The sequence below is a fragment of the Pararhizobium gei genome (assembly GCF_029223885.1).
Classification (GTDB): domain Bacteria; phylum Pseudomonadota; class Alphaproteobacteria; order Rhizobiales; family Rhizobiaceae; genus Pararhizobium; species Pararhizobium gei.
On the sequence record NZ_CP119409.1, the window covers coordinates 2,893,159 to 2,908,334 of the forward strand.

At 61.2% G+C, this 15,176-nt stretch carries 13 protein-coding genes; 6 read left to right on the forward strand and 7 right to left on the reverse strand.

Features of this window, described 5'->3' with window-relative positions; genetic code table 11:
• Positions 1-7: 7 nt before the first annotated feature.
• Entirely contained in the window at positions 8-1,348 is a 1,341-nt protein-coding gene (locus PY308_RS14075) for a calcium-binding protein (protein ID WP_275783616.1), read from the forward strand.
• A 63-nt stretch (positions 1,349-1,411) separates the two neighbouring features.
• Here PY308_RS14075 and ertB read toward each other — a convergent pair whose 3' ends face one another.
• Genes ertB through PY308_RS14105 form a run of 6 tightly spaced genes read right to left on the reverse strand, consistent with a single transcriptional unit; the run spans position 1,412 to position 8,924 of the window.
• Positions 1,412-3,073: a thiourocanate hydratase gene (ertB, locus tag PY308_RS14080; protein WP_275783618.1), complete on the reverse strand. Its 1,662-nt coding sequence runs from the start codon at positions 3,071-3,073 to the stop codon at positions 1,412-1,414.
• Positions 3,074-3,077: 4 nt separating this feature from the next.
• Positions 3,078-3,620 (reverse strand): Imm42 family immunity protein, encoded by a 543-nt coding sequence (locus PY308_RS14085; protein WP_275783621.1) that lies wholly within the window; start codon positions 3,618-3,620, stop codon positions 3,078-3,080.
• 2 nt (positions 3,621-3,622) lie between these two features.
• On the reverse strand, positions 3,623-4,726 hold the full coding sequence (gene ertC, locus PY308_RS14090; RefSeq protein ID WP_275783622.1) for a thiohydantoin desulfurase: 1,104 nt from the start codon (positions 4,724-4,726) through the stop codon (positions 3,623-3,625).
• The gene (locus PY308_RS14095; RefSeq protein ID WP_275791132.1) at positions 4,726-5,985 is read right to left on the reverse strand and encodes a Zn-dependent hydrolase; all 1,260 of its coding nucleotides are present in this window, start codon (positions 5,983-5,985) and stop codon (positions 4,726-4,728) included. The genes ertC and PY308_RS14095 overlap by 1 nt, the downstream gene beginning before the upstream one ends.
• 8 nt (positions 5,986-5,993) lie before the next feature.
• Positions 5,994-7,373, reverse strand: a complete 1,380-nt coding sequence (gene ertD / locus PY308_RS14100; RefSeq protein WP_275783625.1) for a hydantoin-5-propionate amidohydrolase — start codon at positions 7,371-7,373, stop codon at positions 5,994-5,996.
• Between the two features lie 12 nt (positions 7,374-7,385).
• Positions 7,386-8,924 carry an aromatic amino acid lyase gene (locus PY308_RS14105; protein WP_275783627.1) on the reverse strand — a complete coding sequence of 513 codons (1,539 nt, stop codon included), beginning with the start codon at positions 8,922-8,924 and terminating at the stop codon, positions 7,386-7,388.
• Positions 8,925-9,058: 134 nt separating this feature from the next.
• Here PY308_RS14105 and PY308_RS14110 point away from each other — a divergent pair, with 134 nt between their 5' ends.
• A complete protein-coding gene (locus PY308_RS14110; protein WP_275783628.1) occupies positions 9,059-10,267 on the forward strand; it encodes a LysR family transcriptional regulator in 1,209 nt (402 codons plus the stop codon).
• A 104-nt stretch (positions 10,268-10,371) separates the two neighbouring features.
• Entirely contained in the window at positions 10,372-10,851 is a 480-nt protein-coding gene (locus PY308_RS14115; protein ID WP_275783630.1) for a hypothetical protein, read from the forward strand.
• A gap of 314 nt (positions 10,852-11,165) precedes the next feature.
• Here PY308_RS14115 and PY308_RS14120 read toward each other — a convergent pair whose 3' ends face one another.
• Positions 11,166-12,137, reverse strand: a complete 972-nt coding sequence (locus tag PY308_RS14120; RefSeq protein WP_275783632.1) for a GlxA family transcriptional regulator — start codon at positions 12,135-12,137, stop codon at positions 11,166-11,168.
• A gap of 113 nt (positions 12,138-12,250) precedes the next feature.
• Between PY308_RS14120 and bcoG the strand changes: the two genes are divergently transcribed.
• From bcoG to PY308_RS14135, 3 genes are all read left to right on the forward strand, one after another.
• A complete protein-coding gene (gene bcoG / locus PY308_RS14125) occupies positions 12,251-13,153 on the forward strand; it encodes a 3-dehydrocarnitine:acetyl-CoA trimethylamine transferase BcoG (RefSeq protein ID WP_275783634.1) in 903 nt (300 codons plus the stop codon).
• Positions 13,154-13,233: 80 nt separating this feature from the next.
• Positions 13,234-14,727, forward strand: coding sequence for a carnitine 3-dehydrogenase (locus PY308_RS14130; RefSeq protein ID WP_275783636.1), 1,494 nt, complete (start codon positions 13,234-13,236; stop codon positions 14,725-14,727).
• The gene (locus PY308_RS14135) at positions 14,727-15,146 is read left to right on the forward strand and encodes a hypothetical protein (RefSeq protein WP_275783639.1); all 420 of its coding nucleotides are present in this window, start codon (positions 14,727-14,729) and stop codon (positions 15,144-15,146) included. Before PY308_RS14130 ends, PY308_RS14135 begins: the two co-directional genes overlap by 1 nt.
• The last annotated feature ends 30 nt before the right edge of the window (positions 15,147-15,176 follow it).

Sequence of the window (15,176 nt, forward strand, 5' to 3'; positions counted from 1 at the left end):
TGAGATCATGCCCCTATTGAGCAATGGCAGCACGCTTGATGCCTTTGAGGATATCAACAACGAGAGTCCTGATGCCATCCTCTTCAATATCACGGAGACGGACGGCGACGTTCTGGGGCCGGTTGCCGCCCATTCCGATTATTTTTTCGGCTCTGTCGATCTCGCTTCAGTCGATGTTTTTGACGGCTTCTTTTCCGTCAGTACCTTCACCAATGACGGCAGGACGGAGTTGTTCACGACGGTGGAGACCATGATCTTCGACAATGAGGGCAATTATCTCCGTACCCTCTCGGATCAGGCCGCCTATCTGTCCGCGCACATCATTTCCGTCGAAGCCGAGGGTGTCGGCGACATTACGGTGACATGGCAGGGCGCCAACGAATATTTCGGCGGCGAGAACACCCAATATGGCCAGCACCAGATCATCCTGGAAGGTGGCGTGCTCCAGCCCGACACGTTCATCAATCACGCACCGGTCGCTGCCGACATGAATTTCACGCTTGCGCCGGGAGAAACACTCATCGATGTGAGGTTCGATGCCTCCGACGCCGATTTCGATCTGTTGAAGTTCATCGTGGTGGACGGACCGGATCACGGAGAACTCGCGCAGGAGACGCAGTTCGACGAGGGCTATTATCCCTTCCCGCAGGGCGAATATGGCGGCAGCCTGCATTATCATCAGGCGTTTCTCGAGGGTAATATTTTCGACTATACGCCAGCCGAGGGCTTTATCGGCACCGACAGCTTCACGGTCTACGCCACCGATGGACAGGGCAACAGCAATGTTTCAACCATTACCATAACGGTCGAAGCGCCGGCCGAAGACATCGTTCTCAGCGATGGAAACGACACCGCCAGTTTCGCGGCCTATGACCATGCCGTCAATGTTGCAGCGATGGCGGGCAAGGACCGCGTTGTCGGAAGTGGGTTCGACGATGCGCTCGATGGCGGCGCAGGCAAGGACCGTCTGCGCGGCGGGGCCGGCGATGACAGCCTGAATGGCGGGGCGGGCCACGATATCCTCGCCGGCGGCGCGGGCAAGGACACATTCGTTTTCGACACATCGCCCGTCAGGGCGAACGCGGACATCATTCTCGACTTTCGTCCCAAACATGATCGTCTGCAGCTGGACAGTTCAGTTTTCGCCGGCCTTGCCACAGGCGCTTTGGAACCCGAAGCCTTCATAAAGGGCAGAACCGCGCTGGAGGCGGACGACCGCATCCTCTACAACAAATCCTCCGGCCATCTGCTGTTCGATGCAGACGGCAGCGGCGGTGTCGCAGCAGTGAGGTTTGCGACGATCGATCGGGGGCTATCCCTGACGGCAAGCGATTTTTATATCGTCTAACCGCGCGCCTTAGCCGCCAAGGCCAAAAAATGCGCCGGCTGCCGCCGACCGGGCGAATGTGGCCTAATCCAGATGGATATGCCCGATCCCTGTCTTGGCGATCTCGTCCAGAGATTCCCCGTAGCCCGCATCCGCATAGCGGATGACACCGAGCGCGGTGTCGTTGGTCAGCGCATGGCTTAGCCGTTCGGCTGCTGCCTCCGTGCCGTCCGCCACGACGGTGACGCCGCAGCTGGTCATGTAGCCGGCATAGCCGCCACCGCCGGAATGAACCACGACGAGATCTGCCATGGAGGAGCAGAGCAGCATCGCATCGAGAAGTGGCCAGTCGGCGATGGCATCGGAACCATCCTTCATCCGCTCGGTCATGATATTGGGATGGGCCATGGCACCGGCATCGAGATGATCGCGCGAGAAGGCGATCGGGCCTTTCAATTCGCCCGAGGCAACCAGCGCGTTGACCGCCACCGCCAGTTCCGTCCGCTCACCATGCCCGAGCCAGGCAATACGCGCCGGCAGGCCCTCGAAGGGCACGTTTTCCCTTGCTAGCCGGATCCAGTTGGTGACGATCCGGTTGTCGGGAAACATTTCCAGAAGCAGGTCGTCGATGCGGGCGATGTCGCTTTCCTCGCCCGACAGCGCCATCCAGCGGAACGGCCCGATGGCGCGGGCAAACAGCGGCCGGAGATAAGCCTCGGTGAAGATCGGGATATCGAAAGCATTGGCAACGCCGCCCTCGCGAGCCTGCGTTCGGATCAGATTGCCGTTGTCGAAGACTTCCGCGCCCTTCGCCTGAAATGCGAGCATCGCCCTCACATGATCGACGATCGAGGCGCGGCTGGCGGCCATCAACTGCCCTTGGCCCTCGACGCGCAGGCGCTTGACCTCGTCGATGCTCATGCCTTTCGGCACATAGCCGTAGACCAGATCATGCGCTGACGTCTGGTCGGTGACGATATCCGGCACCACGCCGCGCCGTGCAATCTCGGGGTAAAGTGCTGCGGCATTGCCGACGAGGCCGATGGACGTTGCGCGCTTTTGCCTGACCGCCTGATCGATCATGGCCAGCGCCGTATCGAGGTCCGGCGCGATCTCTTCGAGGTAGCCAATTGCCTTGCGTTTCTCGGCGCGGACGGGATCGATGTCGATGCACAGGATCGCGGCACCCGCCATGCGTCCCGCCAGCGGCTGGGCTCCGCCCATGCCGCCAAGGCCGGCCGTCAGGATGAAGCGCCCGGCCAGATCGCCACCGAAGCGGTTTTCGGCGATCCGCATGAAAATCTCATAGGTCCCCTGGATGACGCCCTGGCTACCGATATATTGCCAGGCGCCCGCCGTCAGTCCGCCCCAGCAGATCAGCCCTTGGCGCTCCAGCTCATAAAACACCTCGGCCTTGGCCCACTGGCCAACGATGTTACAATTGGCCATGATCACCAGCGGCGCCCTGGCATGGGTCTTGAGCAACCCCACCGGCTTGCCGGACTGGATGATCAGCGTCTGGTCCTCGTCCATTTCGAGCAAGGTTTTTACAATCGCCCGATGAGCCGCCCAGTTGCGCGCGGCCTTGCCGAGTGCGGCATAGACGATCAGGTTCTCCGGGTCTTCGCCGACCGACAGAACGTTTTCCAGAAGCCGCAGCAACGCCTCCTGCCGCCAGCCCTTGGCGCGCAGCTCCGGGCCGCCGGGGATGGGAAAGTTCGGGTGACGGGGGTTTGGCTTGGGCATCGGGTTACCGCCTTGTATTTTTCAGCGCAACGTCCCGATCCCTTCGGAATTCGGTCAGCCACATTTTGAGGATGGAATAGTATTCGGCTGCAAACATGGTTCGTTCGACGAGATCAGCAGTGCCCTCGTCTGAATTCCGGAACGCAATGAGACGCACATAATCTTCATGATCAAACTGCAGGATATGACTACCATCGTCAAAAGCGGCATCGCCATCGGGACACCAAATCAAGTTGTTTTCGCGGATAGCATCCTCGAAAGATGAACTATCGCCAGCCTCTCCATAGAAATTCGCGAGATAGACATCAGCGATGTCTGCCGCCGCCAGCGAGAAAAGTTGTTCGCTTACATGCGAACCTCGCATCAGCAATCTCTCTGCCACCTCATTAGCAGAGCAGCCCAAACAGGTCGCATCTTCCTCACGAACTCCAAACTGATTTCCTGAAATATGAACGACAAAAAAGCCAACAGCCTGCTGTGCAACTGAGTCCACCGGAAACAAGATTTCGCTCTCAAGCGCGAACGTCTGCGCGTCTCCGACAATCATCTCTAAGCTTGCCTCTGCTGATCGAGCGCATACCGCGCCAACTCGATCCCCATCGCCTTCTCCACCGGCGGATAAACGCTCGGATCGAGCACGCTCGACGCCAGTGGAATGACCGTCTTCGGGACGTGCAGCACGAAGATCGTCATTCCCACCTGCAACTGCCCGACGCTCAACGGTTCTCCGTCCGGCGACAGCGTGGTGATGACATCAGGGAAAGTTGCACGCCGGGTGCCGCCGGCATCCTCCACGGCCATATATTCGTTCATGATGTGGAGCACTGTCGAGCCATCGCCCCGGCCCAGAGTAACCGTGCCGATGTCGAAGGCTTCCCTGGTGTAGATAACGGATTTGTCGGTGATGACGCCTTCCGCGAGGATGGTGCCCTTGGTGGTTCTGGCGATCGTGTCGATGATGGCGCTGCCGCCCTTGCCCTCCGCGGCGATGATTGCCTCTCCCAGAGCCAAGGCAAGCGAAATCCCGCCGAGGGCGGCATTGTTTCGCACATAGGACGCGCGCAGCGGGTTGCGGCAGGACGCAATGAAGCCACCCGACATGTCGGAGGCCGTGCGCAGGATCGGCGAGACCTTGGCGGTGGCGCCGCGCGCAACAAGCTCGATGTAGCGGTTCTCGTCGCGATTGCCGCCAACGGCGGTCTGGATCATCTGTTCCGGCGAACCCGCCATGCCGATAGACCCCATGTCGCCTGTCGGATGCGCCCGCATGTCACCCACGGCATCCAGCACCTTGGTGCCGAGGATGGCCGATGGCAGCCAGCCGTTCAGCGTCGAGGACTTGCCGTTCTGACCCACCATCAGCGCGGCGACCTTTTCGCCTAGCGCCTCCTGCAGCAGTTCTACCGCCTTGACATAGTCGACACCCCGCATTTCCCAGGGTGTTGTCGATGCGGGTGCGCCGATTGCCGCAGCAGTCGCCACCCAGTCGTCATCGGAAAGCTCATCGATGGAAACCAGTTCCGGTTTGCCGATCGAGACGGCGGCATAGCCCAGCATGCGCCCGTGATCGGCCCAGCCGCCGCCCCCCGCCGCATAGACGGAGCCGCCCTTGACGGCTGCCTCGACATCCTTTTCCTTGAGTATCCGGCCCATCAGCGTTCCCCTTGCAAATCCCTGTCCAATGTCCTGACCGCCTCGAACAGGACGGCTGTGCCCAGCGCAATGTCATCCGTTTCCGCCCATTCGTCCGACGTGTGGGAGCGACCGTCCCGGCAGGCGACGAAAATCATCGCGGCCCTGGCGATGCGCGCCATCCAGGCTGTATCGTGTCCGGCGCCGGACGCCATGCGGCGATGCGTGGCGCCCGTGTCTTCGCAGGCTTGCTCCAAAGCGTGCAGCACAGATGGATCGGAGGGTGTCGGAAAACTATCGGAAATCAGCTTTGGCGCGGCGATCGAGACGCCTGTTTCGCGTTGCACATCGACGGCAAGCTGATCGACCTCGACAATGAACCGCTCCATCTCGGGCCGCAGTTCGGCCCGCGCATCGATCAGCAGGCGCACCCGCGACGGCACCACATTGGCGGCGTTCGGCTCTATCGAAAATTCCCCGACCGTTGCGGTAAAGTGCCCCTCGCCTCTGGAAAATTCTTTGCCAAGACGTTCGACCTCCCCGACCATCCGCGCAGCCGCCACCAGCGCATCGCGCCGGGCGCCCATCGGCGTCGTGCCCGCATGATCGGCCTGCCCCTCGAACAGAAGCTCGATCCGGGTGATGCCTGAGATGGCGGTGACGACGCCGATATCACAATGTTCGCTCTCCAGCACCGGCCCTTGCTCGATATGGAGTTCCAGAAAGGCTTTGATATCCGACCGCGTCTGCTGCGCCGGTCGCGACGGGTCACCGCCCATGTCGATCATGCCCTGGCGCAGCGTCAGGTCGCCCTGCATCCGGCTGAGCCATCCATCCGGAATCAAACCCGCCATTCCCCGGCTGCCGATGCAGGAGACGCCGAAGATCGAGACCTCCTCGGCAAGAAAATCGATGATCTCCAGATCATGATCGAGCCGGATGCCGGCGTCATCAAGGGATCGCGCCACTTCCAGCGCCGCCGCCACGCCGGCTATGCCGTCGAACCGCCCGCCTTCCGGCACCGTATCGGAATGGGACCCGAGCATGATCGTGCCTAGCCCCGACCTGCGGCCCTTGCGGCGGCCGATCAGGTTTCCGGATGCATCGATCCGGGTTTCCAGCCCTGCCGCCCTGAACCGTTCTTCCAGAAAGGCGCGACCTTCCAGAAACAGCGGAGTGAAGGCCCGGCGCGTATAGGGCCGGTCGGGCTCGGTGATGCGCGAAAGCCCCCTGATGGTATCCGATATGCGGGTCGCATCCACGGATAGGTTGGTTTTGATAGCCGCCATCAGCCGACCTCGCGCAACGGCAGGCTCGGGAGCGGGCGCACGAACAGGCCGCTGCCGGGCGCGGCAAGAACCGTTTTGCCGTCAAAAACCTGTATGCCGCGATTGTAGGTCGATGCAACCCGCCAAGGCAGGTGGATGCCGTTATAGGGCGACCAGCCAACGACGTTGTTGCCACTCGCCGCCGCGTCATAGGTATAGGGCTCCGGCGTCAGGACGGCGATGTCGGCGTCCTTGCCGACCTCAAGTGCGCCCTTCCGGTGATCGAGTCTGAAATGCCGCGCAGGGTTGCGCGACATCAATTCGGCAGCACGGGTCAGCGGGATGCCGCGCTCCAGCGAACCCTTGACGAAGAGCGGCACCATGACGTCAAGTCCCGGAACGCCGGAGGCATTGGCGAGCATGTCGGGATCGGTCTTACGATTTTCCGACCAGCTGACGTGGTCGGTCGAGACCATGGTGACATTGCCTGATGCCACATGCCGCCAGAGCTTTTCCACTTCAGCGCGGGGCCGGATCGGCGGGTTGATCTTCGCTTTGCCGCCCAGCCGCCGGACATCGTTTTCCTCATCGAGAACAAGGTAATGGATGCAGCACTCGATGGTGGCAGCGAACCCCTGTGCCCGATAGGCGGCAGCGATATCGTAGCCACGGCCGACCGAGCAGTGCACCACATGGGCCGGGCAGCCGGTCGCAGCCCCCGTTTCGTAGATCTGGTTGGTGGCAAGCAATTCCGTCAGCGGCGGACGCGAGAGGCCATGGGCGCGATAGTCGGTGATCCCGGCCGTCTTGACCTTGTCGATTGCCGCCCGCACCGCTTCGTCGTCCTCGTTGTGAACGCCGGCCGAAAGCCCGGTCGGCGCAATTGCGGCGAAACACTCTTCCAGCAGGGCGGCCGGAATGCGCGGAAATCGTTTCGGATCGGTCCCGAATGTCGAGAATTTGAAAGCGGCGACACCGGCCTTCACCATTTCGGGGATGCGCGCCGGGCCTTCCTGCGGATCGATCGTGCCATATAGGGCGAAATCAACACGAGCCTGTCCGCCTGCATGGGCGATCTTGCGCTGAACCGCCTCAGCCGAACAGACCAGATCGCCCTCGTCATAGGGCATATCGACGATCGTCGTGACGCCGCCGGCTGCGGCCGAGCGCGTCGACCAGATGAAATCCTCCTGATTCTTCTGGCTCAAGGAATGCACCTGCGCATCGATGGCGCCGGGCAGGATGAGGGCTTGCCCGAGATCGTGACGCTCCCGCCCGGCCGGCATGGCGCCCTGGCCGACCAGCGCGATCCTGCCATCAGCGACGGCGACAAAGCCGCCCTCGACGATCCTGTCCGGCAAAACCACGGTGCCCTTGAGAACGAGATCGAAATCGCTCACTACCGTATCTCCTTATTTTCCAAGTGCGAAGAAATCATCGAATTCCGGCATCGGCGCGGCCGCGACCAGCGCTTCGAGCAAGGCATCCGACGCAAACGCCCGATGCAGCGCCTCGATCTCCCGCGAGAGGGGACGATCCTTGAGGTAGATCGGACTGATGTCCCTGACCCTGTCATAGGCAATCTTCGTGACACCCTGCGGCTCATCGCCCAAAAGGTCGATCGCCTGTGCTGACAAAAGCGCCTCGATCGCCGCCATCTGGCGCATGTCGCGCACCTGGGTTTCCATGCGCTCGACGATCAGCGGCAGGAACGTCGCCTCCTCTTCCAGGCCGCCGGCAACGACGATCGACTGGGCCGACAAGGGCAGAGCCAGCGCCTGGACGCGCATATAGAGTTCGACCACGAGCTTCATCAAAGGCCCCAAGCCGCTCGCCACTTCGCCCGGTGCCACAAGATTGACCGGCAAGTTGCGGCGCACGCCGTTAGACAGCAGGATACAGCGGTTCAGCACATTGCGCGCCACATGGGAAAAAGCGATCTGCGCCGTCTCGATGTAAAGCGTCGTCGTCAGCGGCAGCGATGCGCCGGAGGCATGCACCTGGCCACCCAGAACGACCGGGTTGTCGTCCGAGAGATAGGTCGCATCGACAAGCCGTTCCGCAGCCACCAGCAAGGTATCAACAGTCGCACCGAACACCTGCGCCGTCATCCGCAGGCTCAAGGGATCGTGGATGGCCGTCGGCAACGGCCAGTCGACGACATTAGACTGGCCGTAGAGCCAGGACCCGACCAGCGCTTCGCCGCGCGTCGCAAGGGTTGCTGCAACGCGCCACGGATCGGCCGAGGCGCCAAGCGAGAGCGACGACATCAGCCCGGTGGTCATCAGGACACGGATGGCGCCAGCGGCTTCGTGCAGCACGTCGGTCGCGGCGGCGAAGGCCGTTGCGTTGACGCTCAATGCCGCCAGCGCGTCGCGCGGCTGCATGACCAGCGGTTCCAGCCCGGCCCTCGCCAGCGCCTCCTCCGCCGGCAACAATTCCCCGGCGAAAAACGCCTCGCCAACGCCTGTCAGCACGGAAGCGACCTGCCCCATCAATCCAATATCGGCACATCCGATCGACCCGTGACGATGGACGGCGGGGATCACATTGCGCTCCAGAAGCGCGAGGAAAGCCTTGACCAGTTCCACGCTGCAGCCCGTATGGCCGCCGAGCGCGGTATTGATGCGAATGGCGATCGCCTTGCGGACGATTTCGGGCGAGAACAGTTCGCCGGTGCCGAAGTGATGCGCCCGGACGAGGGCGGCGGTGAATTCGGTAAGATCCCCCACCGTCCACAACCGGTCCTTCATTGAACCCACGCCGGTATTGGCGCCGTAGACAGGCAGCCCCATGGCGATGCGGTCGGCAATGACCGAATGCGCCGCCTTCACTCTCCCGTAGGATTGCTCGGCGATGGCTGGAACGTATCGGCCCGAACCAATCCTCTTCAGCGTCGAAAAATCGAGCGGGTTCCCCGTGAAGACGATGGTTCTGGCCGGTGCGTTCATGGATTGATTCAACCTCGTTGCCGGACATGCTATGCGCAATCGCAACGCCTGTGATATATCCCAAAAGCGGGACGGGTGATGCTGGTATCCGGACATTGAATTTAGCATATGCGGGAAAGGACGATGAGGCAGCCATGGATATCGCCACGCTTTCCCTTGTCCATGCCGTTCTCGAAACGCGGGGTGTGCGCCGTGCCGCACGCCGGACCGGCCGTCCCGCCGCCAGCGTCAGCGCAGCGCTGAAGCGCTTCGAGGTCGCGATATCCGTGCCGCTCGTTCGGCGCGAAGGCCCCAATCTCGTGCCGACCCTGGAGGCCGGAAACCGGATGGCGGACCTGTCCGACGCGAAAAGCGCCATAGGGGAGTTGCTCTCTCTGTCAGGCGCCAAGCCCGACGTTCCCATTCCGGCCATCAGCCTTGTCGCCCTGGAACGCTTCGTCACCGTCGCCCGCAGCGGCAGCATCCGTGGGGCAGCGCGCATCGAAGGCATCGGACAGCCCCAATTGAGCCGGCAGATGGCCGAACTCGAACGCGATCTTGGTTATGCGCTGCTGTCGCGCTCTGCATCCGGTATCGCCTGCACGCCGGAAGGTCTTTTGGCAATTGCCATCGCCGAAAGGCTGCTCCATAGCTGGCGGCGCCTGTCGCTCGCCTCGGATGATCGCTTCCGGCGCATGGCCGCAACCTGGCGGCTGGGTTCCGTCATGCCACTCGGCCCGGAAAGCGAGATCGCCCGAATGCTGGCAGCGCTGACGGCGCGCTGGCGGAAAGCCCATCCCCGCCAGCCCCTGTTCATCTCCAGCACCACAGCCGACGAGTTGATCGCCGGACTGAAGAACCGCCGCCTCGATGTGGTGCTTCTCGACCTCGAAACAGTGCCGGCCGAATTCGAGGGACGCCTCGTATCGCGAGCGCCGCTGGCCTTGATCGGCACGCAATCGCTTTTTGACCGACACGACAACGACCTGTGGAAACTGCTCCGCGCCTGCCCGCTCGCCGTCCCGAGCCTGAAAAGCGGCCTCCGCCAGGAAACCGAACGCTTCATCGCCGAAGTCCTTGGCAAGCAGGAGCGCAGCCAATTGTCTGTGACGGAGGTCGATTCCATTCCCGTCATTCTCAACCTCGTCATGCATCACGGCTTTCTCTGCGTCCTGCCCGAAAACTCCGTGGCGCGCACGGGCCTTGCATTTGCGACGCGTCGCCTCGGCCCAGGCTACGTGCAAAGCCTGTCGCTGGCCTGGCAGAAAAACGCCCTGTCGCGACAGGCGGGCGAGATGATGTACGCGATGATGACCAGTCATCATGATGAGTCAAAAACATCGCCTGGCGACGCAATTACCTGATTTCATTTGGAGATGGTCGCCATCTTGAGTTAGGCTGCGAAACCATCGGTGCTTGATGACTGCGCTGGGTGGAAACCGTCATGCAATTCGGCTAGTCGTAATCCATGCTCAAGTTTGAAGAACTACAGCTCGGCCAAGGTTGGGTTGCCGATCCAAATGCGCCGGAGCCTGAGGTTTCGGTTGCGGGCTCTTCGGTCAACGTCTGTTTCCGTTCGTCTAGGCCCGTGCACGACAAAAAACCGGTGGGTGTTCTCAGGGCTTTGAATCTATTTTCGGAGGCCGAACCCAAGCTTGATAACACATGGGGTACTCTAAGCTTCATTGGTTGCAGCCGGTGGCGCTGGGACGAGACCAACGATCATGAATGGTATAAGGCAAACGGCCATGGTCGCTATAGTGGCATAGCTCCGCGTTGGGGCGAGTTCTACGAGTTAATTGGCCCAGACCCGACCCGCGATGCCGTGCCTTGGGAGACAATTGGGGCCGACACTGCTGACTCGCGACATTTCCTCTATTATTTTCGCGACGAAACGCTTGAGTTCATGGCCGAGGAGTGGTCGTTCCTCCCTAACCTGACGGTCTAATTTTGCGTTCGTTTGGCGCTGAGACTTTCCTGTCGTAGCAAAACCTGATTCAGATTTCAGGATGAACCGCTGTGATCTGACCGACTTTGAATAGCGCGCACGGGCCTTGCATTTGCGACGCGTCGCCTCGGCCCAGGCTACGCGCAAAGCCTGTCGCTGGCCTGGCAGAAAAACGCCCTGTCGCGACAGGCGGGCGAGATGATGTACGCGATGATGACCAGTCATCATGATGATTCAAAATCATCGCCTGGCGACGCAATTACCTGATTTCATTTGGAGATGGTCGCCATCTTGAATCAGATTGTGAAGCCCCTTCAGACCTGCAGCTTCAACCGGCGGCGTGTTTCACTCGGGCTCTCGCGGTAATGGGCGCGGTAGCTGCGGGAAAAGGCGGATGAGGAGTTGAAGCCCGTGACAGCGCCGATCGCGGCGAAGCTCGCACGCGTCTCGATCACCTTGCGCCGGGCCGCGTTCAGACGCAGCGCAAGATAATGCGCGTGCGGCGCCACTCCCATCGTTTCCTCAAACATATCCTGGAGATACCTTGCGCTGACCCCAACCCGCCGCGCCAGCCGTGCAAGGGTCAGCGGTGCATCGACCGTTTCCTCCATCAGCCTGATGGCCGCATCGACACGCGCATCGACGACGCGCATATTGCCGATGGCCGGCACCTGAAGCAGGTCGCTGCGGGAGCGCTCCTGCTCGTAAATGAACAGACGCGAGACTTCGAGCGCCAGCGAATAGCTGTGCTGGCGACGGATCAGTTCGAGCATCAAATCAAGCGTCGGAAGCGGCCCGCCTGTCGTTATGCGTTTGCCGTCGATCACGAACCGATCCCGCACCATGACGATGCCCGGATAGGTCGCGGTGAAATCCTCGAAATCTTCCCAGTGAATGGTCGCCGAACAATTGCCCAGCAGGCTGGCCTCCGCCAGAACCCATGCTCCCGATTCAATGCCCGCCATCAATTCGCGGTGACGGGCAGTAACAGACAGTTGCATACGCAACTGCCGGGAGGCGTGAGCACGCCAGTTATAGCTTGAGAGAACAAAGAGCGGCGCCGTTTCCTTGAGTGGACGAAACGGGCCGGCAACCGGAATGGGGATGCCGCTTTTGGTTTCGATCGCCTTTCCGTCCGGGCTGTAGAGCGTCCAGTCGTAAAGTGGCTTGCCTGCAATCCGGTTGGCCGCCCGCAAAGGCTCTATCACCGAGGCCGCGAGGATGAGGTTGGTCTCCGGCAGAACCAGCACGTCCAGGTGTTGGGTGCCGTCGATCGGTGCCAGCATATTTGCATCCATTTCAGAGTACTGATTCCGAAAATGTATAAGAAAGCTCCGAAATTGAAAAGCAATAGCATGCTTCTTGCGGCCTAATCTCTTCACTTACAAAGGAGACCTTGATGCCGCTGAGCATGAACCGCGACGTTTTCATCACCTGCGCCGTCACCGGCTCCGGCGACACGGCCGGCAAATCGCCGCATGTACCGAGATCGCCGAAAGACATCGCAGCCTCCGCTATCGATGCCGCCAAGGCCGGTGCCGCCGTCGTGCACTGCCATGTACGGGATCCGGACACCGGTGCAGCCAGCCGCCGCAACGATCTTTACAAGGAGTTGACCGACCTCATCCGATCCGCAGATGTCGACGTTGTGCTCAACCTGACAGCCGGCATGGGCGGCGATCTGATCTTCGGAAATGTCGAAAGCCCCCTGCCTTTGAACCCCGACGGAACCGACATGGCCGGCGCCACGGAGCGTGTTTCACATGTTGCCGAATGCCTGCCGGAAATCTGCACGCTCGACTGCGGAACGATGAACTTCTCGCTCGGCGACTACGTCATGACCAACACGCCGTCCATGCTGCGCGAAATGGCGCGGCAGATGACGGCGCTCGGCATACGCCCGGAAATCGAGGCTTTCGACACCGGCCATCTCTGGTTCGCCAAGCAATTGGTCGAGGAAGGCCTGATCGAGGATCCGGTGCTCATTCAGCTCTGCATGGGCATTCCCTGGGGCGCTCCCGACGACCTCAATACCTTTATGGCAATGGTCAACAACGTCCCGAAAAGCTGGACATTCTCAGCTTTCTCGATCGGCCGCAACGCGCTCGCCTATCCGGCGGCGGCCGTGCTGGCCGGCGGCAATGTCCGCGTCGGGCTGGAAGACAATCTCTATGTCGGCAAGGGCCAGCTCGCGACCAACGCTCAGCTTGTTGAAAAGGCCGTGACGGTGATCGAAGGCATGGGCGCGAAAATCATCGGCCCGGCGGACGTGCGGGAGAAGTTGAAATTGGTGAAACGATAAAGAAAAGTCCCCTCCCCAACCCCAACCCCTTGTAGGGAGGGGTTGGGGAGAGGTTTTCGCCACGAACACGGGGAAGACACATGACCAAAATCACCAAGGCGGCCTGCATCGGCGGCGGCGTTATCGGCGGGGCCTGGGCAGCGCGTTTTATCCTCGCCGGCATCGACGTCGCCATGTTCGACCCCCATCCGGAGGCCAGGCGCATCATCGGCGAGGTCATGGCCAACGCCGAGCGAGCCTATGCCATGCTCACCATGGCACCATTGCCGACCAAGGGTTTGCTCACCTTCTGCGACAGTGTTGAAAAAGCGGTCGAAGGCGCTGAATGGATTCAGGAAAGCGTGCCCGAGCGGCTGGAATTGAAGCGCGGCGTTCTCACCCAGATCGATGCCGCCGCATCGCCATCGGCCCTGATCGGCTCTTCCACCTCCGGCCTGATGCCGTCCGATCTTCAGGCCCACATGAAGCATCCCGAGCGCATGTTCGTGGCGCATCCCTATAACCCGGTCTACCTCTTGCCGCTGGTCGAGCTTGTCGGCGGCAAGCAGACCTCGAAGGAGACAATCGCCCGCGCCAGCCTTGCCGTCGAGCAGATCGGCATGAAGGGCGTGGTCATCGCCAAGGAGATCGAAGCCTTTGTCGGCGACCGCCTTCTGGAAGCCCTTTGGCGCGAAGCCCTCTGGCTTATTCAGGACGATATCTGCGACACTGAAACGCTCGACAATGTGATCCGGTATTCCTTCGGCATGCGCTGGGCACAGATGGGATTGTTCGAGACATATCGGATCGCCGGCGGTGAAGCCGGCATGCGCCACTTCCTCGCCCAGTTCGGGCCCTGCCTGAAATGGCCATGGACGAAATTGACCGATGTCGTCGATCTCACCGATGAACTGGTCGAAAAGATCGGCAGGCAATCCGACGACCAGGCAGGCGGTCGCTCGATCCGCGAGCTCGAACGCATCCGCGACGAAAACCTTGTGGGCATCATGCACGCGCTGAAAAGCGGCGATGGCGGCAAGGGCTGGGGCGCCGGCAAACTGCTCGCCGATTTCGAACACCGCCTCTGGGCCGATGCCGAAACACCAAATGTCGATCTGGGCGAGGTCCGGCCGATCCGCATTGTCGATACCAGGGTCAATGCGGCCTGGGTCGATTATAACGGCCACATGACCGAACACCGCTACCTGCAGGTCTTCGGCGATACGTCCGATGGCCTGCTGCGGCTGATCGGGGTCGATCTCGACTATGTCAGAAACGGTCACAGCTACTACACCGTCGAGACGCATATCCGCAATCTGGGCGAGGCCAGGCTCGGCGATGCCCTCCATTCGACCTGCCAGATCCTCTCGCATGACAATAAGCGCCTGCATATCTTCTCGACGATCTACAATACGGAAACCGGTTCCGCTATAGCGACGGCCGAACAGATGATGCTGCACGTCGATTCCAAGGCCGGCAAGGCCGTCCAGGTGCTGCCGGATGTGCTCAGCAAGCTGACGGCGATTGCGCAGGCCCATGCCGGGCTGGAAAAGCCTGAGGGTGTTGGACGCAGTGTGGGGCAGAAGATAGGCTGATGTCCGAAGTCACCGCGGTTCACGCCCCTCCGTCAATCCCCGACATGCCCCGCGCACGGGCAGAGACTGAGCACTGTCCGGAAAAACCGAATGGCTTTCGAGACGCGGGCGGTGTGGCACTGAAAAAACCAGCGGCGGCCTCGCATTCTAGGGTCCAGACCAAAATCCATCCGCACGAGAGCGAGGTCGGCATCTCCGGCGTGGTGTTGCTCGAACCGCGCCGGCAAAGAGTTGGCAAGTCCAGGATCGCAGCTTCTTCCCCGTCGATAAGCAGCAAGAGGCAGGCGCGCCGCTGCTGGGGCATCCTATGTCGTTTCAGAGGCTTCAAAGCTTCAGAAACTGGATATCAATCCTATAATGGCCAGACTGCAGGCATTCGAGCCGTAGCAGCCAATGCCCTGATCCGTCGAGGGAAATGATGCCTATGACCGGACCTGTCGTAACGCGCC